Source organism: Nitratireductor sp. GZWM139 (genome assembly GCF_030068685.1).
Taxonomy (GTDB): Bacteria; Pseudomonadota; Alphaproteobacteria; order Rhizobiales; family Rhizobiaceae; genus Nitratireductor; species Nitratireductor aquimarinus.
The window spans coordinates 16,265-42,000 of record NZ_JAMQML010000013.1 but is presented as its reverse complement, the minus strand read 5'-3'; the positions used below and the strand labels follow the sequence as shown (position 1 = coordinate 42,000).

The following is a 25,736-nucleotide window of genomic DNA, read 5'->3' as shown; positions in this document are numbered from 1 at the left end:
GTAATCAGCAATTGCCAATTCAAAAAGGAATTATTTTGAAAGCATAACGAATGTCAAACGAAAATGAAACTCCGGTTACACACCGGTCTCGATCAATTGCACACCTGCTTCCTTGCAGAGCGCGCGCATGGAAGGTGCGGCGCAGCGGTCGGTGATGAAGGTATGCACCTGAGACAAATGCCCGATGCGCACCGGCGCGCTACGCTCGAACTTGGTGGAATCCGAAACCAGGATCACATGACGGGCATTGGCGATGATCGCCTGCGCCACTTTCACTTCGCGAAAATCGAAGTCGCACAACGCGCCATCCTGATCGATGGAAGAAACGCCGATCACCGCATAATCGACCTTGAACTGACGGATGAAGTCCACCGCGGCTTCACCGACAACACCGCCATCTGATCCGCGCACAACACCGCCAGCGATGATAACCTCCAGGGTAGGATAAACCCGCATCCTGTTGGCAACATTGATATTGTTCGTGATGACCAGAAGCCCCTCATGATCCAGAAGTGCATCACTGACGGCCTCGGTCGTCGTGCCGATATTCACGAAGAGCGACGCCTTGTCGGGGATCAGACGGGCGGCGGCCTGGCCGATGGCGCGCTTCTCATCGGCCGCAATCTTGCGCCGTGCCTCATATTCCATGTTCTCGATGCCGGACGGTATCAGTGCGCCGCCATGGATGCGGGTCAGGAAACGTTTTTCGCAGAGTTCATTCAAATCCCGGCGAATGGTCTGCGGCGTGACATCGAAATGGGCAGCCAGATCGTCGACAAGAACGCGGCCCTGCTCCTTCGCCAGATCGAGTATCTCGGAAAGTCGCGGTGTCAGAAAAGTGTTGTTCATGCCCACTCCAATGTTCGTTTTCGGTATTTAAAACTAAAAACGAACATTGAGCAAGCGCACCCCTAAGCTGGCAAGAACGAAACCATCCCCTATTTTCTTACGTAGCTGAAAGACAGGCGGCGCGGCTGCCTTTGAAAAGAGCCGTGATTGTGTACCGCCGTTCAAGTGGCCGCCGTTCAAGTGGAGGAGCGATCATGCAACGACTGTTACTGACCATCCTTATCTGCCTGACACCCGTTTTCGCTTTTGCAGGTGAGGCAGAAATCCGCGCGGCGCAATCATCCATCAAGGGGCAGATCGAGGCGTTCATCGCCGGCGACGACGCCCGCGCCTATTCCTATGCCGCCCCCAACATCAAGCGCATGTTCCCGACACTGGAGCGCTTCATGGCGATGGTCAGGCAGGGCTATCAGCCTGTCTACCGCCCGCGCAGTCTTGCATTCGACAAGGCTGTGGAGCTTTCCGGCGAAACCATCATGCAGCGTGTTCTGACAACTGCACCGAATGGCAGGAACTACGAAGCAGTCTACACGCTGAAGCGACAGGCAGACGGCACGTTCCGCATCACCGGCGTGAGCCTCAGGGAAGCGGCGTCGCTCGCGATCTGATCCGGCTCATGGTCAGGTTCGTTCAGCGCGTGAAGTCGGGAAGGCTCTTGAACGCAGACTTCAGCGCTTGCGACCAACCCTCTGAAATCGTGCGCATATAAGGATCTTCCGCCTCAATGCGCTTCTCATATCCGATGCGGAAACTGTCCTGTTCGTAATAGAGAAGGTCTATGGGCGGCGCGACCGACAGGTTGGAGCGAAGCGTGGAATCGAAGGAGACGAGAAGCAGCTTCACCGTCTCCTCAAAACTCATTGCGGGATCGAATGCGCGCACCAGAATGGGCTTGCCGTATTTTGTCTCGCCGATCTGGAAGAACGGCGTATCCGCGCTCGCCTCGATGAAATTGCCTTCCGGGTAGATCATGAACAGACGCGGCTCCATCCCGCGGATCTGTCCACCCAGAATGAACGAGGCTCCGAAAGCGTCAGCGCTCTGACCCGCTGGCGCGGACTGGCGAATGACCTCCTTCACCGTGTCGCCGACCAGGCGTGCGGCCTGATACATGGACGGCGTCTCGAGCATGGATGGCGTGCGCTCGTCGGGGGCCTTGGTCCGCTCTTCCAGCAGGCTGACAACAGCCTGCGTGGTCGCCAGATTACCCGCCGATAAAAGAACCAGAACCCGCTCGTCCTCTTTCTGCCAGCAATGCATCTTGCGGAAAACGGAGATGTTGTCGACGCCGGCATTCGTCCGCGTATCGGACATGAACACCAGCCCCTCATGGGTTTTCAGCCCGACGCAATAGGTCATGCGGACTGTGCCTCTTCAGTTTCGTCTGGATAGATTACTGCTCGACGGTGATCTGAACCGCAAGCTCTTCCTGCGCCTGGCCGATCCTGATCCCCATAATCGGCATGGCGTCGCGGTAATCGCGGCCGGTCGCCACACGCACATAGCGGTCGTCAGCCGATATCCCGTTGGAGCAGTCGAATGCGACCCAGCCCAGTCCGTCGAGATGCGCCTCCGCCCAGGCATGGCTCGCCGCCTGTTCGTCCGTATCGTCCATGCGCAGATAGCCGCTCACATAGCGCGCGGGAAAGCCCATCAGGCGCGCCGCCGTGAGAAAGATATGCGTGTGATCCTGACACACGCCCTCGCCATTTGTGAGCGCCTCTTCGGCAGGCGTTCCCGCATCCGTTGTTCCGATCCGGTAGGCCACCTGATCGCGCACCAGCGCCATCAGGCTGTGCAGGCGCTCGACGTCCGTTTCGCCTTCTGCTCGCTTTGCCAGCGCGGATATGCCGTCACCCGCGCTGCAAAGCGTGGTTTCCTGCTGAAACAGCCAGAGCGGCGCGAGCCCCTGATGCCGGCCGGTCACGCCGGCGGTGTCACGGGTCTCCACGATGCCCGAAGCCTCGATCACGATCGTATGGGGTTCGCCATCAATGCTGATAAGGCGCGTGTCGTTTCCAAACCCGTCGATGAACTGCACTTCCTGCGCTGCGCCATCGGTTCGAAGCGACCATTCGATCACCTCCTGCGTCGGGCCACTGCGGGGAACAAGGCGGAGACGCTGCAGCGCGTAGGCGAGCGGGGCGTCGTAGCGATATTCTGAATGATGCGTGATCCTGAGGCGCATGCGACCCTCCTCAATAAAAGCGGAAGTCTGCCGCGATCTGGTTGCCCAGCGCCGCATTGTCACGGATGAAGTCGCTCAGAAACTCGTGCAGCCCGTCATCGAAGACATCCGCAATGTCGGCTGATTTCAGCCGGGTCAGGCGGGCATGCGCGAGTTCGTGGCAGGGCTGGCGCTCTCCATACTCGTCGGCCAGATAATCGAGGGAATCGCAGATGCCGCGATAGGAAAAGGCCAGCGAGCGCGGCATGCGTCGATTGAGGATCAGAAAATCGGCGATCTTCGATGGATTGAAATCGCCATCATAGGTCCAGCGATAGGACCGCAGCGCCGAAACCGAGCGCAGAATGGTCTGCCACTGGCTGTTGTCGAGCGATGAGCCAACCCAGGCGGCCGAAGGCAGGAGAACGTAGTATTTCACGTCGAGAATGCGCGCCGTGTTGTCGGCCCGCTCGATCAGCGTGCCGATCTGCGCGAAGTCGAAAACCTCGTTGCGCAGCATGGTGCCCTGAAACGCCCCGCGAATAAGCGCCGTTTCCCGTTTCACCGCATCAAGAACGGCCGGCAGATCGGGTTCGTCCACGCGGTGCCTGAGCATGCGATGAAGCGCCATCCATGCTTCGTTGACGCTTTCCCAGGTCTCGCGCGTCAACGCCGTGCGCACCATCCGCGCGTTCATGCGCGCTGTGTCGATGGAGGAGAGGACGCTGGAGGGATTGTCCGTGTCGCGGAGCAGGAAGTTCGTCACCGTCGCCGTATCGAAATTGTCGTTCGTCTCTTCGAACAGATCGCGCACGCCGGCACTGGTGAGAACCGAGGCCCATTCATCGGAGGCGGCATTGCTCTGGGTCAGCGCCAGCCGGAGCCCCGTGTCGGCCAGACGCGCCATGTTCTCCGCCCGCTCGATATAGCGCGCCATCCAGTAGAGACCGTTCGCAGAGCGCCCCAAAAGCATGTCAGCCCTTGCTCCTTCCACTCATCGCGCAGCCCTTAATCATCGAGCACCCATGTGTCCTTGGTGCCGCCGCCCTGTGAGGAATTCACCACCAGAGATCCCTTCTTGAGCGCCACCCGTGTCAGCCCGCCCGGCACGATGCGGATGCGGTCGGAGACCAGAACGAAGGGGCGCAGATCGACATGCCGAGGCGCCAGCCCCTTGCCGGTCATGATCGGGCAGGTGGAAAGCGAAAGCGTCGGTTGTGCGATATAGTTCTTCGGCCGGGCCCTGAGCTTTGCGGCGAAGGCCGAAAGCTCCTTCTTCGAGGCAGCGGGACCCACAAGCATGCCGTAACCGCCCGAGCCGTGCACCTCCTTCACCACCAGTTCGTCCAGATGGTCGAGCACATAGGCAAGACTGTCGGGCTCCGAGCAGCGCCAGGTGGGCACATTGGGCAGGATGGCCTTGCTGCCCGTGTAGAACTCGACGATTTCCGGCATGTAGGAATAGATCGCCTTGTCATCGGAAATGCCGGTTCCGGGCGCGTTGGCGATGGTGATGTTGCCGGCGCGGTAGACATCCATGATGCCCGGCACGCCCAGCACGGAATCGGACCGGAAGGTCAGCGGGTCGAGATAGTCGTCATCGATGCGCCGATAGAGGACGTCGATACGCTTGTAGCCCTGTGTGGTGCGCATGGCGACGTGCCCGTCCACCACCCGCAGATCCGGCCCTTCGACCAGCTCCACGCCCATCTGGTCGGCCAGAAAAGCGTGTTCGAAATAGGCGGAGTTGAAGCTGCCCGGCGTGAGAACGGCAACCGTCGGCGCGCCTTCGCAGTTCTGCGGCTTCACCGCATTGAGCGACTGGCGCAGGAGCCGGGGGTAATGCTCCACCGGCAGCACCTTCACCTGCTGAAACAGCTCCGGAAAGAGCTGCATCATCGTTTCGCGGTTCTCCAGCATGTAGGAGACGCCCGACGGCGTGCGCGCATTGTCCTCCAGCACGAAGAAATCATCCTCGCCGGTGCGCACGATATCGACACCGGTGATGTGCGTGTAGACGCCACCCGGCGGCCGCACGCCGATCATCTCGGGCAGGAAGGCCTCATTGTTGGAAATGATCTCCCTGGGAATGCGCCCTGCCCGCAGGATTTCCTGCCGGTGATAGATGTCGTCCAGAAAGGCGTTGAGCGCCTGTACCCGCTGCTCGATGCCCTGAACGAGCCTGCGCCACTCCTTGCCGGAAATGATGCGCGGAACGATGTCGAAGGGAATGAGACGTTCAGCCGCTTCCTGCTCGCCATAGACCGCGAAGGTGATGCCCGTTCTGCGAAACACGCGCTCCGCGTCGTCGGCCTTCTTCTTGAGGCGTTTGGGATCCTGCCGGTCGAACCAGCGCTGATAATCTTCGTAGGGATCTCGTGCCTGGCCCCCCAGGCGCATCTCGTCGAATGGCGTCAAGAAATGCTCCTCTCACGAGCATTTCAACGGGGATACAGCCAAAAAGCAAGTCGTTTCTATAACTTACCGAAAACGCGCCCGGATTGGGCGCGTTCTGCGCATGATCCGGGCACTGCGCTGGCCCCGCGCTGGCCCCTTGAGCAGCGATCACGGCGCGGCCGGTCAGAGCGGCGGCAGGTCGCCTTTTTCCCAGGCAGCGGTGATTTCGGCAGCGCGCTCGGCAAAGCGGCCGGCCTCGATGGCGTCGCGAATATCCTGCATCAGAGACTGGTAATAGGCGAGGTTGTTCCAGGTCAGAAGCATGCCTGCGAGCGACTCGCCCGACTTCACCAGGTGATGCAGATAGGCGCGCGAATAATCACGGGCTGCCGGGCAATCGCTCTCTTCATCCAGCGGGCGCAGATCTTCCGCATGGCGGGCATTCTTCAGATTAATCTTGCCCCGGCGCGTGTAGGCAAGGCCGTGCCGGCCGGCGCGCGTCGGCATCACGCAGTCGAACATGTCTATCCCGCGCGCCACCGATTTCAGAATGTCGTCAGGCGTGCCGACGCCCATGAGATAGCGCGGCTTTTCGACCGGCAGAACAGGGCAAGTGGCTTCCAGCATCTCAAGCATCACCGCCTGCGGCTCGCCCACGGCCAGACCGCCAACCGCATAGCCCTTCAGGTCCATTGCGGCGAGTGCTGAGGCGGAACGCTCGCGCAGATGCGGTTTGTCGCCGCCCTGCACGATGCCGAACATGGCCTTGCCCGGCTGATCGCCAAAGGCGGTCTTGCAGCGCTCGGCCCAGCGCAGCGAAAGCTCCATCGCGCGCTCGATCTCTTTTTCTTCCGCCGGCAGCGCAACGCATTCGTCGAGCTGCATCTGGATATCGGATCCGAGCAGCCCCTGAATTTCGATGGAGCGCTCCGGCGGCATCTCGAACACCTGGCCGTCCACATGCGAGCGGAAGGTGACGCCTTTCTCGGTGATCTTGCGCAGTTCCGACAGCGACATCACCTGAAATCCGCCTGAATCCGTGAGGATCGGATAGGGCCAGCGCGCGAATTCGTGCAGTCCGCCCAGCCGCGCCATGCGCTCCGCACCCGGCCGAAGCATCAGGTGATAGGTGTTGCCGAGAATGATGTCGGCCCCCAGATCGCGTACCTGGTCCATATACATGGCCTTGACGGTGCCCGCCGTTCCCACCGGCATGAAAGCCGGTGTGCGGATCGTGCCGCGCGGCATGGTGATCTCGCCACGGCGGGCCTTTCCGTCCGAAGCGAGAAGGCGAAAGGTGAACCGGTCACTCACGGTTGGTCATCCCTGAAAAGCAGGCTGGAATCGCCATAAGAATAAAAGCGGTACTCATTGCTGATCGCGTGCTCATAGGCGCGCTTCATGCGTTCCGTGCCGCAGAAGGCCGAAACCAGCATGAACAGCGTCGAGCGCGGCAGGTGAAAATTCGTCATCAGCACATCGACGGTGCGGAAGCGATAGCCGGGCGTGATGAAGATGTCGGTCGCGCCGGACCAGGCTTCAAGCGCGCCCGTTCGTTGCGCCGCACTTTCCAGAAGCCTGAGCGATGTGGTGCCGACCGAGACGATCCTGCCACCCCGCGCCCGCACCGCGTTCAGCGCGGCAGCGGTCTGCGCGCTCACCTCGCCACGCTCAAAATGCATCTTGTGGTCGTCCGTATCGTCGACCTTCACGGGCAGAAAGGTGCCAGCCCCCACATGCAGCGTCACGAAGTGCCGCTCAATGCCGGCCGCATCCAGCGCCTGCATGAGTTCCGGCGTGAAGTGGAGCCCGGCCGTGGGCGCAGCCACCGCACCTTCCTCGCGGGCGTAGACCGTCTGATAATCGGTATCGTCGCGCGCATCTTCGGCGCGCTTTCCGGCAATGTAGGGCGGCAGGGGCATGTGGCCCGCAGCCGCAATCGCCTCATCAAGAACCGGACCGGAAAAGTCGAACACCAGCAGGGCTTCGCCGCCCTCGCCCTTTTCGGCGACGGTTGCTTCCAGCGTTCCCAGAAAGCAGCTTTCGCCATCATGGCCGAACTGGATGCGTTCGCCCTGCTTCACCCGCTTTGCGGGTTTCAGGAAGGCGCGCCAGCGGTCCGGGCCTTCGCGCATATGCAGCGTGGCCTCGATGCGGGCCTGAGCCTCGCCACGGCGGCGGATGCCGGAAAGCCGGGCCGGAATAACCTTGGTATCGTTGAAAACGAGTGCGTCGCCGGGCTGAAGCAGCGACGGCAGGTCGCGGACCACGCGATCTTCAAGCGTGTCATCGCGAACCAGAAGCATGCGCGCGCAATCGCGCGGACTGACAGGCCGCAGCGCAATGCGCTCTTCGGGGAGATCGAAATCGAAAATATCTACGCGCATGGCAGGTAAGGCCGGAAAGAGACCGGGCGGCGACTGCCGCCCGGTGTCAGAAATTTAAGCGACGTCAGCCGCAACACGCATGGTGATGATGGAATCGGGCTCCGAAACCGGCTCACCGCGCTTGATCTTGTCGATGCTGTCCATGCCTTCGACCACCTGGCCCCAGGCCGAGTACTGACGGTCAAGCCACGGAGCCTTGTCGAAGCAGATGAAGAACTGCGAGTTGGCGGAATTCGGGTTCTGCGAACGGGCCATCGAGCAGGTGCCGCGCTCATGCGCCGTGTTGGAGAATTCGGCCTTGAGGTCCGGCTTGTCGGAACCGCCCATGCCGGTGCCCGTCGGGTCGCCGGTCTGCGCCATGAAACCGTCGATCACGCGGTGGAACACGATGCCATCGTAGAAGTTCTCACGGGCCAGTTCCTTGATGCGCTTCACATGCTCGGGCGCAACGTCCGGGAAGAGCTGGATCACGACCTTGCCCTTGGTCGTCTCCATCACGATCGCGTTTTCCGGATCCTTGATATCAGCCATTTTTGTACCTTTCTTGTATCGACGCGGTTAGAGCGTTTGCGCTTTTCGGTGAATCGGGAAAACGCTCTAATGCATTGGTTTTGCGCAGTTCCGGACGGAAAAATGTTCCCGCTTATCCTGGAACCGCTTTAATTCGCGCTGTCGCTCGCCATGCGTGCTTTCAGAACCTTGTCCGGGTTCTGCACCATGCCGTTTCTTGCGGAATCACCCTTCTTGATCTTGTCGACCAGCTCCATGCCCGATTCGACCTCGCCGATCACGGTATATTGGCCGTTGAGGTGCGAGGCGGGGGCAAACATGATGAAGAACTGGGAATTTGCGGAATTCGGATCCTGCGAGCGGGCCATGCCGACCGTGCCGCGCGCAAAGTCTGCATCGGAGAACTCAGCAGGAAGATCGGGCTTTTCCGAACCGCCGGTGCCAACCAGACGCGCATCGAAACCATCTTCCACATCGCCGAACTGGACATCGCCGGTCTGCGCCATGAAGCCGTCGATCACGCGGTGGAACGCGACATTGTCGTAAGCGCCTTCTGCCACCAGAGCCTTGATCTGTTCGACATGCTTGGGAGCCAGGTCAGGCCGCAGTCCGATGGTGACATCGCCGTTCTTGAGCGTGAGAATCACCGTGTTTTCGGGTTCGGCTGCAGTAGCAACGCCAAGACCGATCATGAGTGCACCGGCCACGAGCGCAGACGAGGCAAGCTTGCGAAGCTGCATGAAACTCTCCTTTTGGTTTCAGGCGGGGAATTTGGCTTTGAGCGCTTCCAGAACAACGGAAGGAACGAATGGCGCTATATTTCCGCCCATGGAAGCGATCTGCCGTACAAGTGTGGCGGTAATTGTGCGCACGGAAGGACTTGCCGGCAAAAAAACAGTCTGCAGGTCGGGCGCCATGGTTTCATTCATGCCCGCCATCTGCATTTCATAATCAAGATCAGTGCCATCGCGCAGGCCGCGGATCATGATCGATGCGCCATGCTCGCGCGCCGCATCGATGACCAGCCCGTCAAACGCGACAACCTCGATGCGCCCGGCATCGTCACCAAGCTCGGCCAGCGCAGAGCGCTGGATCAATGCGACGCGCTCCTCGTAGGAAAAAAGCGGCTTCTTGCCCGGGTGAAGGCCGATCCCGACGACAATGCGGTCAGATACCGTGAGCGCGCCCTTGAGCACATCCAGGTGGCCATTTGTCAGTGGATCGAAGGACCCGGCATAAAAGGCTGTTCGTTCGGTCATGGCGTGCTTTTATCCGTCTTGCCGGGCGATGGCAATTCAGCAATCACGCCAGGGCAGCCCCGTCGGGCACAAGGCCGCAGAGCGCATGAACGAGGCATGAACGCCCCATTCAAGAACGGTTCGAACCAGTTGGGCTAGTCAGGACACCAATGGCAGGGAGAGCGCCAGCCATGAAACCAAATGGCGTCTCTCTTCGTTAACAGGCCAAAGGAGACAAGCCATGCTTATCTTTACGCTCGCTGCCGCAATGACCGTCGCCATGCTGATCGCAACGGCGGTCGGCCTTCATGAAGAGGCCAACCGCATCAAGCTGGAAAACCGCGTGCGCAACACGGGCCATAGCCGCCTGCGCTAAAAGGCAGGAACGGATCCCTGCCCCTTACGTTTGGAAGAAGGCTGCCGTTTACTCGGCAGCGCCCTCGCCGCCAGAAGCACCGTCTTCGCCAGCGCCATTGTCGGCACCAGTGTCAGCAGCGGTGTCAGGCGTATCCGCGTTGGCCGCAGGAGCATCCCCCGCCTCGGCTGCGGCTTCTCCGTCCAGCGCTTCCATCTCTTCTTCTTCGGCCTGCGTATCGGAAATACGCTCAACCGAAACGACCTTCTCGCCCTTGGCCGTGTTGAAGATGGTCACGCCCTTGGTGGCGCGGCTTGCGATGCGGATGCCACCGACCGGAACGCGGATGACCTGACCGGCATTGGAAACCAGCATGATCTGGTCTTCCTGCTCGACCGGGAACGCCGCGATGAGCGGACCGATCTCGCCGGTTTTGGAGACATCGGTGGCGCGAATGCCCTTGCCGCCACGTCCTGTGACACGGAAGTCGTAGCTGGACGAGCGCTTGCCATAGCCGAACTCGCTGACGGTCAGCACCATCTGCTCGCGCGCCTGAAGCTCTTCGAAGCGCTCCGTGGACAGGCTTTCCTCCTCACCGACATCCTCGTTGGTGAGCGCCACTTCCTCTTCTTCACCCGAAGCCTGACGCCGCTCGGCGGCGGCCTGCTTGAGATAGGCAGCGCGTTCGGCCGGGCTTGCCTCCACATGGGCCAGGATGGCCATGGAGATGACCCGGTCGCCCTCGGCCAGATTGATGCCGCGCACGCCAATCGAGTTGCGCCCGGCGAAGACGCGTACATCGGTGACGCAGAAGCGGATGCACTGGCCCGAAGCCGCCGTCAGCAGAACGTCGTCGTCTTCGGTACAGGTGAAGACGCCGAGGATCTCGTCGCTCGGATCATCCAGCTTCATGGCGATCTTGCCATTGCGGTTGACCTGAACGAAATCCGACAGCTTGTTGCGCCGCACCGTGCCGCGCGTGGTGGCGAACATGACGTCCAGCGCGCCCCAGCTCTCTTCATCCTCCGGAAGCGGCATGATCGTGGTGATGCTCTCGCCCTCTTCGAGCGGCAGCATGTTGCGCAGGAACTTGCCAACCGATTGCGGCGTACCGACCGGCAGACGCCAGACCTTCTCCTTGTAGACAATGCCACGCGAGGAGAAGAACAGGATCGGCGTGTGGGTGTTGGCGACGAAGAGCTGGGTGACGAAATCCTCGTCCTTGGTCGACATGCCCGAGCGGCCCTTGCCGCCACGCGCCTGCGCCCGGTAGATCGAAAGCGGCACGCGCTTGATGTAGCCCTTGCGCGTGACCGTGACGACCATGTCTTCACGCTGGATCAGGTCCTCATCGTCGAGATCTGCGCCACCTTCGGTGATCTCGGTGCGGCGCGGCGTGCCGAACTCGTCGCGCACGCCGATCAGCTCGTCCTTGACGATCTGCTGAATGCGGGCGCGCGAAGACAGAATCTCGAGGAAATCCGCGATCTCCACGCCGATCTTGTTCAATTCGTCGGCGATCTCGTCGCGTCCGAGCGCGGTGAGGCGCTGGAGACGCAGCTCGAGGATCGAACGCGCCTGTTCTTCGGACAGATTGTAGGTGCCATCCTCGTTGATGCGGTGACGCGGATCATCGATCAGCAGGATCAGCGCTTCCACATCGGAGGCCGGCCAGCGGCGCTCCATCAACTGCTCGCGCGCGGTCTGCGGATCGGGCGCGTGACGGATGAGCTTGATCACCTCGTCGATATTGGCAACGGCAATCGCCAGGCCAACGAGGACGTGCGCGCGCTCGCGCGCCTTGCGCAGCAGGTACTTGGTGCGCCGGCTGACCACTTCCTCGCGGAAGTATACAAAGGCCTGGAGCAGATCAAGCAGGTTCATCTGTTCCGGCTTGCCGCCGTTGAGCGCCACCATGTTGGCGCCAAAGGAGGTCTGAAGCGGCGTGAAGCGGTAAAGCTGGTTCAGCACCACATCGGCAACGGCGTCGCGCTTCAGCTCGACCACGACGCGGTAACCCTGACGGTCACTCTCGTCGCGAATGTCGGAAATGCCTTCAATGCGCTTGTCGCGGACCAGCTCGGCCATCTTTTCGATCATCGACGCCTTGTTCACCTGATAGGGAACTTCGGTGATGATGATGGCTTCGCGATCATTGCGCGCCGGCTCGATCGAGACCTTGCCGCGCATGAGGATCGAGCCGCGGCCCGTCTCATAGGCGCTGCGAATGCCCGAACGGCCGAGAATCAGGCCGCCGGTCGGGAAATCGGGACCGGGAATGATCTCCTGCAACTGCGGCAGGCCGAGTGCGGGGTTCTCGATCAGCGCCACGCAGCCATTGATGACTTCGACCAGATTGTGCGGCGGAATGTTCGTCGCCATGCCGACGGCGATACCACCCGAACCATTGACCAGAAGGTTCGGATAGCGCGCCGGAAGCACGCGCGGCTCGCTGGAGGAGCCGTCATAGGTGTCCTGAAAATCGACCGTGTCCTTGTCGATGTCTTCCAGGAGCTCATGCGCGCCCTTGGTGAGACGCGACTCGGTGTAACGCATTGCCGCCGGCGGATCGCCGTCGATGGAGCCGAAATTGCCCTGCCCGTCGACCAGCGGCAGGCGCATGGACCAGTTCTGCGCCATACGCACCAAGGCGTCGTAGATGGCGGCATCGCCGTGCGGGTGATACTTACCCATCACGTCGGCAACAGGACGGGCCGATTTCACATATTTGCGGTTCCAGTGGTAACCGCTCTCATGGGATGCATAGAGAATGCGCCGATGCACCGGCTTCAGACCATCGCGTGCATCCGGCAGGGCGCGGCTCACGATCACGCTCATCGCATAATCGAGATAAGAGCGCTGCATCTCCTCGACAATGGAAATCGGCTCGATTTCGTCGGGCTCGCCCGATCCGTTCGGCGTCGTCTGGTCAGTCAAAACGTGTCACATTCTTAATGAGGAATCACATACTCTTTATATATGAGCCGTCAGCGATTCTCCAATTGAGCATCCGTTTTTGATGACGGAAATCCAACGCAATTTCAGGCGCATACGAACCTCCTGGGGATGAGCGCCTTGACAAATTGCCGCAGGAAGCGAGCCTGCGTGAAGAATGAGGGCTTTTCCCTCGCATCCAAGCTGGGCTAGAGAGGCCGCAAGGAGAACCCGATGCCTGGTTACGATACCGTTTTCAACGCCTTCGTCACATTGCTGGTAACCGTCGATCCGCCAGGGCTTGCGCCGCTCTTTCTGGCGCTGACAGCGGGCATGAACCGCTCGGAGCGCAATCAGGTGGCCGTGCGCGCAGCCGTCATCGGATTCGCCGTTCTGGCCCTGTTCGGCGTCGCTGGCAGCGCCATTCTGGCCGTGTTCGGCATCACGCTTCCCGCCTTCCGCGTGGCAGGCGGCCTGCTTCTGTTCTTCATCGCCTTCGAGATGATCTTCGAGCGCCGCCAGGAGCGCCACGAAAAGAGCGCCGAGCGCGCGATCACGCGCGACATGATCCGCAACATCGCCGCCTTCCCGCTGGCCATTCCGCTGATCGCGGGTCCCGGCGCCATCTCGGCCACCGTGCTTCTTTCGGGCGAGTTCAATTCAATTCTTGGCACCATTGCGCTGCTCGGCATCCTGCTTGGAACGATCCTCCTCACCTATGCCGTTTTCACGCTGGCGGAGCGCGTGGACCGCTTTCTGGGCGAAACGGGACGCTCCATCCTGACGCGCCTCCTGGGCGTCATTCTGGCAGCCCTCGCGGTCCAGTTCGTGGCAGACGGAGCCAAGGCGCTTTTCGCTGCGCCATAGGCGCTGCAACCGGACGGTTGCGGAACACAACTGGAACATATAGAGTATGTTCTGGTTTTGTTTTTAACTGATTCTCGGTGGCGCCCATGCTGACCCGCAAGCAGCACGAACTTCTTCTGTTCATCCATGAACGACTGAAGGAGACCGGAATCCCGCCCTCCTTCGATGAAATGAAGGAGGCGCTCGACCTCGCCTCCAAGTCCGGCATTCACCGGCTGATCACGGCTCTGGAGGAGCGCGGCTTCATTCGCCGGCTCCCGAACAGGGCGCGTGCGCTGGAGGTTCTGCGGCTTCCCGATTCCATCGCGCCGGGCCTCAATTCCGCCGCGCGCGGCTTTTCGCCAAGCGTTATCGAGGGCAGCCTCGGCAAGACGCCCGCGCCAGCGGCCTCCAAGCCTGCCGCCAGCAATGATGACGCGCTTTCCGGCGTCGTTTCCGTGCCTGTCATGGGCCGCATCGCTGCCGGTGTCCCCATCGACGCCATTCAGCACCAGACCCATTCCATCGCGGTTCCGCCGGACATGCTGACCGGTGGCGATCACTACGCGCTTGAGGTCAAGGGCGACTCGATGATCGATGCGGGCATTTTCGATGGCGACACGGTGATCATCCGCGAGACGCAGACCGCCAATCCCGGCGAGATCGTCGTGGCGCTGGTGGATCAGGAGGAAGCAACGCTGAAGCGCTTCCGCCGCAAGGGCGCATCGATTGCCCTTGAAGCCGCCAATCCGGCTTACGAAACCCGTATCTTCGGCCCCGACCGCGTCAAGGTGCAGGGTCGCCTCGTCGGCCTGATGCGCCGCTACTGAGTTTAAGACTATCCGGGGCGGCTTCAGGCATGCCCCGGCTCCGATGCCATCCGGCATCCAGAATGCGCGCTCTTTTCAAGCTCCGCGTCGGTTCAGCTAACATCGTCCGGGAAGAGCGCCTGGAAGACATGCGGAAGCATCTCGGGGAGGTCTTCCGCAATCAGGCCCCGGCCAAACATCCCGCCAGCCTCTGCATGCAGCCACACGCCGGCTGATGCCGCCTCGAAGACCGGCATGCCCTGCGCCAGAAGGCTGGCCACAATCCCGCACAGAACATCGCCAGAGCCCGCCGTCGCCAGGAAACGCGATCCGTTGGTGTTAATCGCGGCGCGCCCGTCCGGGCAGGCGACGACCGTGTCCGCCCCCTTCAGGATGATCACCGCTCCTGAGCGCTCTGCCGCTGCGCGCGCACGCTCCACCTTGGACATGGAAGCATCGGCCGCGAGATCGCCGAAGAGGCGCGCGAATTCACCGTCATGCGGCGTCAGCACGGTCGCTACGGCAGAGCTTCTCACGGCCTCGAAGAGCGTATCGGGCGCATCGGCAAAGGCGGTGATGGCGTCGGCATCCAGCACCAGCCCTTTCAGCCCTTCATCGCGCTCCAGAAAACCCAGCGCGAAGCTGCGCGTGCGCTCGCCTGTGCCGGCTGCCGGGCCGAGAACAGCGGCTGTCGGTTTTCGCTCATCGAGGAAGGCGATGAGTTCATCCACTGCTTCCGCCTTGCGCAGCATGATCGAGGTCAGGTGCATCGCATTCACCGACAGGGCGTTTGCAGGCGAAAGCACCGTCACGGCCCCTGCCCCGGCGCGCGCCGCGCCACGCGCGGCAAGCCGCGCTGCACCAGTGGATGCGCCACCGCCCGAAACAACCGCCACATGACCACGCACATATTTGTGCGCATCGATCTCCACCGCCGGCACGCTGTCACGCCAGAGCGCCGGACCATTTTCCCAAAGGGCGATATCCATTGATGCAAGCGCCGTCTCGGCAATGCCGATATCGGCCACGACCAGCTCGCCACACAGGCGTCGACCGGGCATGAGCAGATGCCCCGGCTTTCTGCGGAAAAACGTGACGGTCAGGTCCGCATTGAAGCAGCTGCCGAGGAGCTTGCCCGTGAGACCCGAAAGACCGGACGGAAGATCGACGGCAACCACCGGGACGCCCGCAGCCGCAACCCGCTCGATGAGTTCGGCCTCGATGCCCGCGATTGGCTTTGAAAGCCCGGCGCCATAGAGCGCGTCAACCACCACCCAGCCGGCCTCGGGGCGAAAATCGGCCAGCGCCTCAGGCGTTACAAAACAGTCCTCGCGCGCCCTGGCGGCATCGCTGTCTTCCCGCGGCGCAGCATCGGCGAACAGGCGGACATTCACGCCGCGCTCGGCCAGAAGCCGCGCAATGACATAGCCGTCACCGCCATTGTTGCCCGGTCCGCAGAGAACCGCGACGCCGGCAGCGCCGGAAAACCGCTCGAGGATAAGATCAGCCACCGCCGCGCCGGCATTGCGCATCAGCCCGTACCCGTCATGAGGGCCGGCTGCGATGGCCGCGCGATCCACATTGCCCATTTCTTCAGGTGTCAGAACAACCATACGCATAACAAGCTGCCGCTTTCTTCGGCTCATTGCATATTTTTTAAGCAAGTCTCAAACTGCGAACCGCACCGCATGGTTCCCATCTTGCTATCCGGGGGCGCTCGCCTAGCATGCCAAAGCCGGAGAAAACCGCGTCGCGCCAATTCTCAAGACGCAGAATGCAGCGTTTGGCACGCAACATGCAAGGCTCTGTCACGAGTTGGCATGTTTCGTGCTTCAACCGAACCGGAGCAATAAGGGATGCGGACCATCCGTCCCTGAACCCATTTGGAGGCCACCGAGGCATGAAAAAGGTCGAAGCGATCATCAAACCCTTCAAGCTCGATGAGGTGAAGGAGGCCCTTCAGGAAATCGGCCTTCAGGGCATCACTGTCATCGAGGCGAAGGGTTTCGGACGCCAGAAAGGCCACACCGAGCTCTATCGCGGGGCGGAATATGTCGTCGACTTCCTCCCCAAGGTGAAGATCGAGGTCGTCCTGCCGGACGAAACCGTCGACGCCGCCATCGAGGCGATCCGCAAGGCGGCCCAGACAGGCCGCATCGGCGACGGCAAGATCTTCGTCACCAATGTTGAAGAGGTCATCCGCATCCGCACCGGCGAGACCGGCGCAGACGCAGTCTGACCCCAACCACCAGTTCCCGGACCCGGTCCGGATCATCAGGCAAGCTCATCGCAAACAGGAAAGCGAATATGACCACAGCACAAGACATCATGAAGCAGATCAAGGAAAACGACGTAAAGTTCGTCGATCTTCGCTTCACGGATCCAAGAGGCAAGCTTCACCATGTCACGATGGATGTCACGGCCGTGGATGAGGACATGTTCGCCGATGGCGTCATGTTCGACGGCTCGTCCATTGCCGGCTGGAAGGCGATCAACGAGTCCGACATGGTTCTGATGCCGGAGCCCGACACCGCCCATATGGACCCGTTCTTCGCCCAGTCCACCATGGTCATCATCTGCGACATTCTCGACCCGATCTCCGGCGAGGCCTACAACCGCGACCCGCGCGGCACCGCAAAGAAGGCAGAAGCCTTTCTGAAGTCCGAAGGCTTTGGCGACACCGTTTATGTGGGTCCGGAGCCGGAATTCTTCGTCTTTGACGATGTGAAGTACAAGGCTGATCCCTTCAACACCGGCTTCAAGCTCGACTGCAGCGAGCTGCCGTCCAACGACGACGCCGACTATGAGACCGGCAATCTGGGCCACCGTCCGCGCATGAAGGGCGGCTATTTCCCGGTTCCGCCGATCGATTCCGCGCAGGACATGCGCTCGGAAATGCTCACGGTCCTGTCCGAAATGGGCGTGATCGTTGAAAAGCACCACCACGAGGTTGGCGCTGCCCAGCACGAGCTCGGCATCAAGTTCGAGACGCTCCTGAAGAGCGCCGACAGCGTGCAGAAGTTCAAATACGGCGTTCACCAGGTCGCCAATGCCTATGGCAAGACGGCAACCTTCATGCCGAAGCCGGTCTATGGCGACAACGGTTCGGGCATGCACGTCCACCAGTCGATCTGGAAAGACGGCAAGCCGACCTTTGCCGGCAATGAATATGCCGGTCTGTCCGAGAGCTGCCTCTACTATATCGGCGGCGTCATCAAGCACGCCAAGGCGATCAACGCCTTCACCAACCCGATCACCAACTCCTACAAGCGTCTTGTGCCCGGTTTTGAAGCCCCGGTCCTGCTCGCCTATTCGGCGCGCAACCGTTCGGCATCCTGCCGCATTCCGTTCGGCTCCTCGCCGAAGGCAAAGCGCGTCGAGGTTCGCTTCCCCGATCCGGGCGCAAACCCCTACCTCGCATTCGCAGCGCTGCTGATGGCCGGCCTCGACGGCATCAAGAACAAGATCCATCCTGGCCAGGCCATGGACAAGGATCTCTACGACCTGCCGCCGAAGGAGCTCAAGAAGGTGCCGACCGTCTGCGGTTCGCTGCGCGAAGCACTCATGGCGCTCGACAAGGACCGCGGCTTCCTGAAGGCCGGCGGCGTGTTCGACGACGATCAGATCGACGCCTATATCGAGCTGAAGATGTCGGAAGTGCTGCGTTACGAGATGACGCCGCACCCGGTCGAGTTCGACATGTACTATTCCGTTTGATCGCTACTGTTGGGGCGATCAGGGCTCCGTCTTCGGACGGGGCCCTTTTTTATTGCGGCGTGCTCAAGTGACCGACTGCGCCCGCCAGTCCTGCGCCAGTTCAGGAAGCTCTGCGCGTTCGCGGAACGAGCGCGTCACTTCACTGAAGGCGAAGCGGATCGAGTTCTCCACGATCTCACGGTCATACCGCTTGAGTTCGTCAGCGATCGGCGCCCATTTGAAAAGCGCCTTTGGGCTTTCGGTAAAGCAATCTGCGGCCAGCGCCGCATTCTGCCAGTGAACATCCGCGATACGCTTCACGAAAGCGCTGCGCCAGGCCTCCACCGTACCGGCATCGGGCAGCACATCGCCATTGTCCGCCAGTCCGGCCTCGTGACAATGAAGCGCCAGCGTGCGTGCCTCTTCCCCCTCCAGCGCGCCGCCAGAGGCCACCCTGGCAACGGCATGAACCGTCAGATCAGAGAGGCAGGCGGCAAACACATGCAGCTTGGCGATGTTGATGGATTCAACAAAGACATCATCCTCGAACATGGATGGATAGCGCGTGCCCATGCGCGCCTTCAGGTATCCATAGAGCTTCTTCTGTGCGACGAAAGATGAACGTGTGCAAACAAAGTCGCACATGATCCCGACAGTATTGATCGCTGTATTTTCACGCCGGAAACGCATGCGTGCTGCGGCTTCCCGCAAGAATAAAATGCCTTTCGACCACTCAACACCCATTGCGTGCTTCCCGTTACATACGACCAATGTCTCGATTTTCATTGAACTTGAGATGCCCAATGCTTGAGGCATTCCATTGTGATTCCAATTCCACAGAACCGCAATGGTGACATCCAACGACTTTCGTCGCTGACGTTTTTAGGGAGGAGGACAGCATGTCCGCTAATAACGCAGATGATGTGAGGGATCGCTACTGGGCAAAGACCAGAAACCTGACGATTGTGGTTCTGACGCTCTGGGCATTCTTCGCGCTTGTCGTGCCAGCCATGGTTTCGACGCTGGATCAATACACGTTCCTGGGCTTCCCACTCGGTTACTACATGATCGCCCAGGGTTCTCTGCTGGCCTTTGTCATCATCATCTGGGTGCAGAACTGGCGCCAGGATGCAATCGATGACGAGTTCGGCTTCGGCGAAGAAGACGAATAGGGAGGAACCGGCATGGCCTTATTACAGGGACGGTTCATTGATAATATCGGCTGGGTGTACACGCTCTACACCGGCGGTTTTCTAGCATTCATCCTCTTGATGGCGCTGTTGGAGCAATTCGGCGTCGGCGCCGACACGATCGGCATTCTGTTCGTGGCCTTCACCATCGGCATCTATGCTCTCATCGGCTGGTTATCGCGCACAATGGAGGTCGACGCCTACTATGTCGCCGGCCGACAGGTCCCTGCCGTCTATAACGGCATGGCGACGGCGGCCGACTGGATGTCGGGCGCATCTTTCGTGGCTCTGGCCGGCGGTGTCTATTTCGGTGGTTACGGCTACATGGCCTTCATCGTCGGCTGGACCGGCGGTTACGTGCTCGTCAACTCGCTGATGGCGCCCTATCTGCGCAAGTTCGGCTGCTACACGGTTCCAGACTTCATCGGCACGCGCTATGGCGGCAATCTTGCCCGTCTGTGCGCCGTGATCGTGCTTGTGGTCGCGTCCTTTACCTATGTGACGGCGCAGATCAACGCCACCGGCACCATCGCCGCCCGCGCACTTCACATTCCGTTCTCCTGGGGTGTCTGGTTCGGCCTTCTGGGCATTCTCTTATGCTCGATGCTCGGCGGCATGCGCGCCGTGACATGGACGCAGGTCGCACAGTACATCGTTCTCATCGTCGCCTATCTGGTGCCGGTGATCTGGATGTCCAACGTGCAGGGTTTTGGCCTGATCCCGCACTTCACCTATGGCGATGCAGCCTCCACCATGGCGCAACTCGAAGCGCAGTTCGGGCTCAACCCGCCAGCCGAGGCCATTCCGGGTCTCTCGGTGCTCACCACCCCGCATACCGGACCGGTGGGCGATTACGCGGAGTGGAGGTTCATCACGCTCGCACTCGTCATGATGTGCGGCACGGCATCCCTGCCCCATATCCTGATGCGCTACTTCACCACGCCGACCGTGCGCGCTGCGCGTAAATCGGTCGCCTGGTCGCTGCTCTTCATCTTCCTGCTGTACTTCACGGCGCCGGCTCTCGCCACGCTGACGAAGCTGCAGCTTCTCGATCCCAGCCTGCCGACGGCAATCATCGGCAAGCCGTTTGAAGAAGTGGCGTCGCTTGCGTGGATTCAGAACTGGGCAAGCGTGGGCTTCCTGGCCATCGCCGACCAGAATGGCGACGGTATCCTGCAGCTGAACGAGTTCTTCATGCGGCCGGACATCGTGGTGCTGGCAACGCCTGAAATCGCGGGTCTTCCCTATGTGATTTCCGGCCTGGTCGCCGCTGGCGGCATGGCGGCAGCCATGTCGACTGCCGACGGCCTTCTGCTGGCCATCGCCAACGCACTCAGCCACGATCTCTACTACAAGATGATCGACCCGAAGGCAGACACTGCCGTCCGACTCGTCGTCGCCCGCATCCTGCTTCTGGGCATCGGCGCACTGGCGGCCCTGATCGCATCGCTGCAGCTCACCGGCATTCTCGGTGCAGTCGCGTGGGCGTTCTGCTTCGCGGCATCCGGCCTCTTCTTCCCGCTCTGTCTGGGTGTGTGGTGGAAACGGGCAAACCGTGCAGGCGCAGTCGCCGGCATGGCCGCCGGCTTCACCGCCGGCACGCTCTACCTCTACTATGTCTACACCGGCGGAACGCCATGGTTCGGTCTCGACCATCTGCGCTTCGGCATTGTGGGCATGGCGGTGAGCCTGGTCTCCATGGTGGTGGTCACCCTGCTGACACCGGCTCCGGATGAGGAAATCCAGCGCATGGTGGAAGAAACCCGCGTGCCGACAGGCCCGTCCATTCTTTCCGACCAGCACTGAACAGTGCCAGTTCGCCGTGCATCCATTCGAACGCACGGCGATCTAAACAATTGATCGAGCACCGGAACAGCCGAAAACCGGATTCCACTTTTCGATCCGATGCTCTAGGGTTTCGAAGTCAGGGGCGGGTTCTCCCGCCCCTGAATCACGCGGGGGAGATACTGCATGCAGGAAACGGTCGCCATACAGGAAACGATGGCCGCATTCCCGATCTGGGTGCTGGCGCTGGATTACATTCTCGGCGTCGTCATGTGGACGCTGATCGGCCGCGCCGCCATGAGCATTTTCCTGCCGGAAGATTCCAGTTTCTTCTTCATGCGCTTTTTCGTCCGTGCGACGAACCCGATCCTGAAATTCTTTCGCCCCATCACGCCCCGTTTTCTGCTGGAACCGCTGGTGCCGATCTATGTGGCGTGGTTCTTCTTCATGATCCGGTTCTATCTCATGCCCTGGCTGCTCGGCTATTCGGTGATGGGCATGCTGTCATTCCCGCTCGAAAGCGAGATCTCCGCCGTGCTCTACAAGATGTTTGGTGGAAGCTAGATAGCCGCGCGTCCATTCGGACACAGCGGGGCGCAACGCCCTGCTGCATAGACCCGGTGCGTGGTTCGACAGGCTCACCATGAGGGAAGTCGCGCCCGGCAGTGAATCCTGATCAAAGGCATTACCGCAGGTTTGACCGCCAATGCCCTTCCTCATGGTGAGCCTGTCGAACCACGCACCGCACTGTCAACACGAAATGACCGCGTTCCGACGAACACAGGAGCAGCCGTGTTCTCAATCGAAAAGCGGCTTCCACTTGTCAGCCCAACGCCTTTAAAACCCGCACACAAATGCGAAACCGCCCTGCCTTCCGGCAGAGCGGTGGAGTTTCTCACTGCTTGATGGACTGATGCCGCCCGGAAATACGCCGTCAGTCGTCCAGCGCACGCAGGAGCGTTGCAGCGCCCATCATGTCACGCTGACGCGCGGAGCGCCGCAGCGTGGCTTCTGAATCCGCACCCCACAGGCCGATGTTCCAGTCCTCATCCACATGCGCCGCCGACCAGGCCTCATCTGGCGTGAGCTCCCGCGCCTCGACGGCAAGCGACAGAAGAGCCGATCCCATCAGCGTCGTCATCACGTGGAGAGCGGCAAGGCGGAACGGCTCGTTCTTCTGGCGCATATAAGCGCTGACGGCGGCAATCGCTTCACGCGGCTGCTCCACATGGATCACGCCTTCGGCCAGAACGAAATGTGCGCCCATATGCTGCTGCGCCCAGTCCAGAACCGGGTCCCAGGCCTGCGCCTGCAATTCCACGAGACGTTCGGGAGATGGGGCGCGGTAGCAGACAAGATCGCCGGTCACATAGCGCAGAACATCTTCGAGAACCGTCTGCGCGTGAGCCGCGACACCGTCGATGGCGGTGTTCACCAGCCGGGTCACCGGCATGGTCGCCGGATCAATCTCGTCGCCCTGCGCTTCATATTCGCGCGCCACCAGAAGCGCCGTCGCTTCATTCGGCAGCAGAACGGTGTTCGCGCTCGGCGTGCGTACGCTCTTGCCGTCGAGCTGCACGGCAAAACCGCCCTCTTCCTGTGCGGCAACCGCCACATCCTTGTAGAAGCGCTTGGGCAGCGGCTTCTTCATTGTGCTTTGCGCACGCCGGATCGGGTCCAGCTCCGCTGGCGTCTTTCCGTCTTCGAGGTCGTTCAGAAGGTCACGCATGGCTGTTCATATAGTGAGTGTTGGCAATTTGGCGAGTGAAACGACGCAAAGGGTGCGCGATTCAACACCGCCATCAATCTTCGGCGGAGGCTTCGTCAAAGCCCAGAAGGTTCCAGCTCTGACGCATGTGTGGCGGCAGCGGCGCCGTCACATCGATCTTGCCGCCGCCCGGATTGGGAATGATGATGCGCCGCGCATGCAGGTGCAGACGCTTCTGAATGCCGCCCGGGAACTCCCAGTTCTGATCGGCCTCGAAATATTTCGGATCGCCGATGATCGGGCAGCCGATATGGGCGGCATGCACGCGCAGCTGGTGGGTACGGCCGGTATAGGGCTCCATCTCGAGCCACGAGAGCGCGCTGCCGGCGGTTTCAATGACCCGGAAGTTGGAAACCGCATGGTCGGAATCGGGTTCGCCATGCTTGACCACCCGCATGCGGTCGCCATCCGGCGTCTGCTCCTTGGCGAGCCAGGTGGAAATGCGCGCCTCATCCCGGTTCGGAACGCCCTTCACAAGCGCCCAATAGGTTTTCTTGGTGTCGCGCGCGCGAAACGCCTCGGCAAGCCGCATGGCAGCCTGGCGCGTGCGTGCAACCACAAGAACACCGGAAGTGTCGCGGTCCAGACGATGCACCAGCCGGGGCTTCTCGCCCTTCTTGTTGCGCAGCGCTTCCAGCATGCCGTCGACGTGCCGGTTCACACCGGAGCCACCCTGCACGGCAAGGCCGGCCGGCTTGTTGAAGACATAGACCTTCGGGTCTTCATAAAGCAGCATCTGCATCAGAGCTTCAGCGTCGCCCGTGTTGCGCAGGCTGTGCGCGGTGGTCTGTCCGCCGCCCTTGCGGTCCACTTCCAGCGGCGGCACGCGCACCATCTGCCCCGGCTCAAGCCGCGTATCGGCCTTGGCGCGGCTGCCGCTCACCCGGATCTGGCCGGAGCGCAGAAGCTTCTGCAAATGCCCGAATCCGAGCCCCGGAAAATGCGCCTTGAACCAACGGTCCAGCCGCATTCCGTTCTCGTCCTTGTCCACTTCGATCTGCTGAACGCCAGCCATTTCACCTATCCATTGAAAACACCGCCCCGGGCGAGATGTGAAAACATCGCCTCAGGCGAAATGCCGAACCAGCCACAGGCCGGCAAAAAGCGCGGCAATCGCGCCGCAAACACTGACGAGCACATAAGACGCCGCAACCAGCCCTTCGCCGCGTTCCCACAGAACCGCGACATCAAGCGAGAAGGCCGAGAAGGTGGTGAACCCGCCAAGCAGCCCCGTCGCCATGAAAAGCCGCAGCTCGGGAGACGCCCCCGTTCGCCGCGCCAGCCATTCGATGAATGCACCCATGACGAAAGACCCGACCAGGTTCACCGTCAGCGTTCCCCAGGGAAAGCCCAGCCCCAGAAGGCGCATGGCGGCAAGCCCCGTAAGATGTCGAAGGCTCGCTCCGACGGCACCGCCGATGGCGACGATCAGCAAATGACTCATGGCGCTCTTTTCGCAGAAGCTGCGCAAAAATCAACAACTGCGCGCATTACGGTTCACCGCGCTCCCTGCGCAATCGCGCCCAGTAGTCGAGCCGCTTGCGGATTTCGCGCTCAAAGCCGCGCTCTGGCGGGTCGTAGTAGCGCCGGCGCCCCATCTCCTCGGGGAAGTAGTTCTGGCCCGAAAACGCATCCGGCGCGTCATGGTCATAGGCATAGCCTTTGCCATAACCGCTTTCCTTCATCAGCTTGGTCGGCGCGTTGAGAATGTGTTTGGGCGGCAAAAGAGAACCGTTCGCCTTGGCGTCGGCAAAAGCCTGTTTGAAGGCGGTATAGACGCCGTTGGATTTCGGCGCGGTCGCCAGATAAACACAGGCCTGCGCAAGCGCCAGTTCGCCTTCGGGAGACCCCAGATATTCATAGGCATCCTTGGCGGCGGTGGCGATGCCCAGCGCCTGCGGATCGGCAAGCCCGATATCCTCCACCGCCATGCGCACAAGCCGGCGGCCGATATAGAGCGGATGCTCACCGGCATCGAACATGCGGCAAAGATAATAGAGCGCGGCGTCGGGGTCGGAACCGCGCACCGATTTGTGCAGCGCCGAGATCAGATTGTAATGCCCGTCCTGTCCCTTGTCGTAGACTGGTGCACGCCGCTGCGCCACGCGCTGAAGACCTTCGGCATCGAACACCTCGCCCTCACGCGCGGCGCGCCAGACCTCTTCGGCAAGCGTCAGCGAAGCGCGTCCGTCACCATCCGCCATGCGCACGAGCACGGCCCGCGCTTCCTCGTCCAGCGGCAGCGCCTTGCCTTCCAGCGCTTCCGCCCGCTCCAGAAGCCGCATCAGGCTTTCCGCATCAAGCGTGTTGAAGTTCAGGACACGCGACCGCGATAAAAGAGCGGCGTTGAGTTCGAAGGACGGATTTTCGGTTGTTGCGCCAACCAGAACCACGGTCCCGTCTTCCATGACCGGTAGAAAGGAATCCTGCTGCGAACGGTTGAAACGATGGATCTCGTCCACGAAGAGCAGCGTCTGCCGCCCCTGGCTGCGCCGCAACCTGGCGGCCTCAAACACCTTTTTGAGATCCGCCACACCGGAAAAGATAGCCGAAATCTGCTCAAACGCGAGATCCGTTTCGCCCGCGAGAAGCCGCGCGACCGTGGTCTTGCCCGTGCCGGGCGGCCCCCAGAAGATCAACGAACCGAGCGACCGGCTCGCAATCATGCGGGTCAGAATGCCGTCCGGTCCGGTCAGATGCTCCTGCCCGACGACTTCGTCCAGCTTCATCGGCCGCAGGCGATCCGCCAATGGCCGGTTCATGGCCGGCTGGGCATCGTCGGTCTTGGCGAAAAGGTCACTCATC

General features: G+C 61.1%; 26 protein-coding genes. 9 read left to right on the top strand and 17 right to left on the bottom strand.

The window, feature by feature from the left end:
- Positions 1-75: 75 nt before the first annotated feature.
- Positions 76-849: a DeoR/GlpR family DNA-binding transcription regulator gene (locus tag NDI72_RS15885; RefSeq protein ID WP_206545245.1), complete on the bottom strand. Its 774-nt coding sequence runs from the start codon at positions 847-849 to the stop codon at positions 76-78.
- Positions 850-1,043: 194 nt separating this feature from the next.
- Here NDI72_RS15885 and NDI72_RS15880 point away from each other — a divergent pair, with 194 nt between their 5' ends.
- Positions 1,044-1,457: a DUF4864 domain-containing protein gene (locus NDI72_RS15880; RefSeq protein ID WP_113155250.1), complete on the top strand. Its 414-nt coding sequence runs from the start codon at positions 1,044-1,046 to the stop codon at positions 1,455-1,457.
- A gap of 22 nt (positions 1,458-1,479) precedes the next feature.
- On the opposite strand, the gene NDI72_RS15875 is transcribed toward NDI72_RS15880, so the two are convergent.
- From NDI72_RS15875 to coaD, 9 genes are all read right to left on the bottom strand, one after another.
- Positions 1,480-2,208 (bottom strand): proteasome-type protease, encoded by a 729-nt coding sequence (locus tag NDI72_RS15875; RefSeq protein WP_206545244.1) that lies wholly within the window; start codon positions 2,206-2,208, stop codon positions 1,480-1,482.
- A 34-nt stretch (positions 2,209-2,242) separates the two neighbouring features.
- The gene (locus NDI72_RS15870; protein WP_206545243.1) at positions 2,243-3,037 is read right to left on the bottom strand and encodes a transglutaminase family protein; all 795 of its coding nucleotides are present in this window, start codon (positions 3,035-3,037) and stop codon (positions 2,243-2,245) included.
- 10 nt (positions 3,038-3,047) lie between these two features.
- Positions 3,048-3,989 carry an alpha-E domain-containing protein gene (locus NDI72_RS15865; protein WP_206552522.1) on the bottom strand — a complete coding sequence of 314 codons (942 nt, stop codon included), beginning with the start codon at positions 3,987-3,989 and terminating at the stop codon, positions 3,048-3,050.
- A gap of 35 nt (positions 3,990-4,024) precedes the next feature.
- Positions 4,025-5,434, bottom strand: coding sequence for a circularly permuted type 2 ATP-grasp protein (locus NDI72_RS15860; RefSeq protein WP_206545241.1), 1,410 nt, complete (start codon positions 5,432-5,434; stop codon positions 4,025-4,027).
- 162 nt (positions 5,435-5,596) lie between these two features.
- Complete coding sequence (gene tgt / locus NDI72_RS15855) at positions 5,597-6,727, bottom strand: tRNA guanosine(34) transglycosylase Tgt (RefSeq protein ID WP_283800921.1); 1,131 nt, start codon at positions 6,725-6,727, stop codon at positions 5,597-5,599.
- Positions 6,724-7,800: a tRNA preQ1(34) S-adenosylmethionine ribosyltransferase-isomerase QueA gene (queA, locus tag NDI72_RS15850; protein ID WP_206545239.1), complete on the bottom strand. Its 1,077-nt coding sequence runs from the start codon at positions 7,798-7,800 to the stop codon at positions 6,724-6,726. Before queA ends, tgt begins: the two co-directional genes overlap by 4 nt.
- A gap of 54 nt (positions 7,801-7,854) precedes the next feature.
- Positions 7,855-8,331 (bottom strand): peptidylprolyl isomerase, encoded by a 477-nt coding sequence (locus NDI72_RS15845; protein WP_113155257.1) that lies wholly within the window; start codon positions 8,329-8,331, stop codon positions 7,855-7,857.
- 128 nt (positions 8,332-8,459) lie between these two features.
- Positions 8,460-9,050 carry a peptidylprolyl isomerase gene (locus NDI72_RS15840; RefSeq protein ID WP_206545238.1) on the bottom strand — a complete coding sequence of 197 codons (591 nt, stop codon included), beginning with the start codon at positions 9,048-9,050 and terminating at the stop codon, positions 8,460-8,462.
- A gap of 18 nt (positions 9,051-9,068) precedes the next feature.
- On the bottom strand, positions 9,069-9,569 hold the full coding sequence (gene coaD / locus NDI72_RS15835) for a pantetheine-phosphate adenylyltransferase (RefSeq protein WP_113155259.1): 501 nt from the start codon (positions 9,567-9,569) through the stop codon (positions 9,069-9,071).
- 220 nt (positions 9,570-9,789) lie between these two features.
- Between coaD and NDI72_RS15830 the strand changes: the two genes are divergently transcribed.
- A complete protein-coding gene (locus NDI72_RS15830) occupies positions 9,790-9,924 on the top strand; it encodes a hypothetical protein (RefSeq protein ID WP_256370529.1) in 135 nt (44 codons plus the stop codon).
- A 48-nt stretch (positions 9,925-9,972) separates the two neighbouring features.
- Here NDI72_RS15830 and gyrA read toward each other — a convergent pair whose 3' ends face one another.
- The gene (gene gyrA, locus NDI72_RS15825; RefSeq protein ID WP_206545236.1) at positions 9,973-12,840 is read right to left on the bottom strand and encodes a DNA gyrase subunit A; all 2,868 of its coding nucleotides are present in this window, start codon (positions 12,838-12,840) and stop codon (positions 9,973-9,975) included.
- 231 nt (positions 12,841-13,071) lie between these two features.
- Between gyrA and NDI72_RS15820 the strand changes: the two genes are divergently transcribed.
- Both NDI72_RS15820 and lexA read left to right on the top strand, forming a co-directional pair.
- Positions 13,072-13,704, top strand: coding sequence for a MarC family protein (locus tag NDI72_RS15820; RefSeq protein ID WP_283800920.1), 633 nt, complete (start codon positions 13,072-13,074; stop codon positions 13,702-13,704).
- 86 nt (positions 13,705-13,790) lie between these two features.
- Positions 13,791-14,513, top strand: a complete 723-nt coding sequence (gene lexA, locus NDI72_RS15815) for a transcriptional repressor LexA (protein WP_113155262.1) — start codon at positions 13,791-13,793, stop codon at positions 14,511-14,513.
- A gap of 92 nt (positions 14,514-14,605) precedes the next feature.
- Here the strand turns inward: lexA and NDI72_RS15810 are convergent, their stop codons facing one another.
- On the bottom strand, positions 14,606-16,111 hold the full coding sequence (locus NDI72_RS15810; RefSeq protein ID WP_283800919.1) for an NAD(P)H-hydrate dehydratase: 1,506 nt from the start codon (positions 16,109-16,111) through the stop codon (positions 14,606-14,608).
- Between the two features lie 281 nt (positions 16,112-16,392).
- Between NDI72_RS15810 and NDI72_RS15805 the strand changes: the two genes are divergently transcribed.
- Positions 16,393-16,731, top strand: coding sequence for a P-II family nitrogen regulator (locus NDI72_RS15805; protein ID WP_007009552.1), 339 nt, complete (start codon positions 16,393-16,395; stop codon positions 16,729-16,731).
- A 68-nt stretch (positions 16,732-16,799) separates the two neighbouring features.
- Positions 16,800-18,209: a type I glutamate--ammonia ligase gene (gene glnA / locus NDI72_RS15800; protein ID WP_206545233.1), complete on the top strand. Its 1,410-nt coding sequence runs from the start codon at positions 16,800-16,802 to the stop codon at positions 18,207-18,209.
- A 63-nt stretch (positions 18,210-18,272) separates the two neighbouring features.
- On the opposite strand, the gene NDI72_RS15795 is transcribed toward glnA, so the two are convergent.
- Positions 18,273-19,049: a hypothetical protein gene (locus NDI72_RS15795; protein ID WP_246746307.1), complete on the bottom strand. Its 777-nt coding sequence runs from the start codon at positions 19,047-19,049 to the stop codon at positions 18,273-18,275.
- Positions 19,050-19,087: 38 nt separating this feature from the next.
- Between NDI72_RS15795 and NDI72_RS15790 the strand changes: the two genes are divergently transcribed.
- The 3 genes from NDI72_RS15790 (at position 19,088) to NDI72_RS15780 (ending at position 21,727) form a co-directional block, all read left to right on the top strand.
- Positions 19,088-19,360: a DUF4212 domain-containing protein gene (locus NDI72_RS15790; protein ID WP_113155266.1), complete on the top strand. Its 273-nt coding sequence runs from the start codon at positions 19,088-19,090 to the stop codon at positions 19,358-19,360.
- A 12-nt stretch (positions 19,361-19,372) separates the two neighbouring features.
- Positions 19,373-21,184: a sodium:solute symporter family protein gene (locus NDI72_RS15785; protein WP_283800918.1), complete on the top strand. Its 1,812-nt coding sequence runs from the start codon at positions 19,373-19,375 to the stop codon at positions 21,182-21,184.
- Positions 21,185-21,349: 165 nt separating this feature from the next.
- Positions 21,350-21,727 (top strand): YggT family protein, encoded by a 378-nt coding sequence (locus NDI72_RS15780; protein WP_210343937.1) that lies wholly within the window; start codon positions 21,350-21,352, stop codon positions 21,725-21,727.
- Between the two features lie 370 nt (positions 21,728-22,097).
- On the opposite strand, the gene NDI72_RS15775 is transcribed toward NDI72_RS15780, so the two are convergent.
- The 4 genes from NDI72_RS15775 to NDI72_RS15760 form a co-directional block, all read right to left on the bottom strand.
- A complete protein-coding gene (locus NDI72_RS15775; RefSeq protein WP_283800917.1) occupies positions 22,098-22,892 on the bottom strand; it encodes an ATP12 family chaperone protein in 795 nt (264 codons plus the stop codon).
- 73 nt (positions 22,893-22,965) lie between these two features.
- Positions 22,966-23,946, bottom strand: a complete 981-nt coding sequence (locus NDI72_RS15770; RefSeq protein WP_283800916.1) for an RluA family pseudouridine synthase — start codon at positions 23,944-23,946, stop codon at positions 22,966-22,968.
- Positions 23,947-23,997: 51 nt separating this feature from the next.
- Positions 23,998-24,375 (bottom strand): fluoride efflux transporter CrcB, encoded by a 378-nt coding sequence (gene crcB / locus NDI72_RS15765; RefSeq protein ID WP_113156310.1) that lies wholly within the window; start codon positions 24,373-24,375, stop codon positions 23,998-24,000.
- A gap of 46 nt (positions 24,376-24,421) precedes the next feature.
- A complete protein-coding gene (locus NDI72_RS15760; RefSeq protein ID WP_206545231.1) occupies positions 24,422-25,735 on the bottom strand; it encodes a replication-associated recombination protein A in 1,314 nt (437 codons plus the stop codon).
- Position 25,736 lies beyond the last annotated feature (1 nt).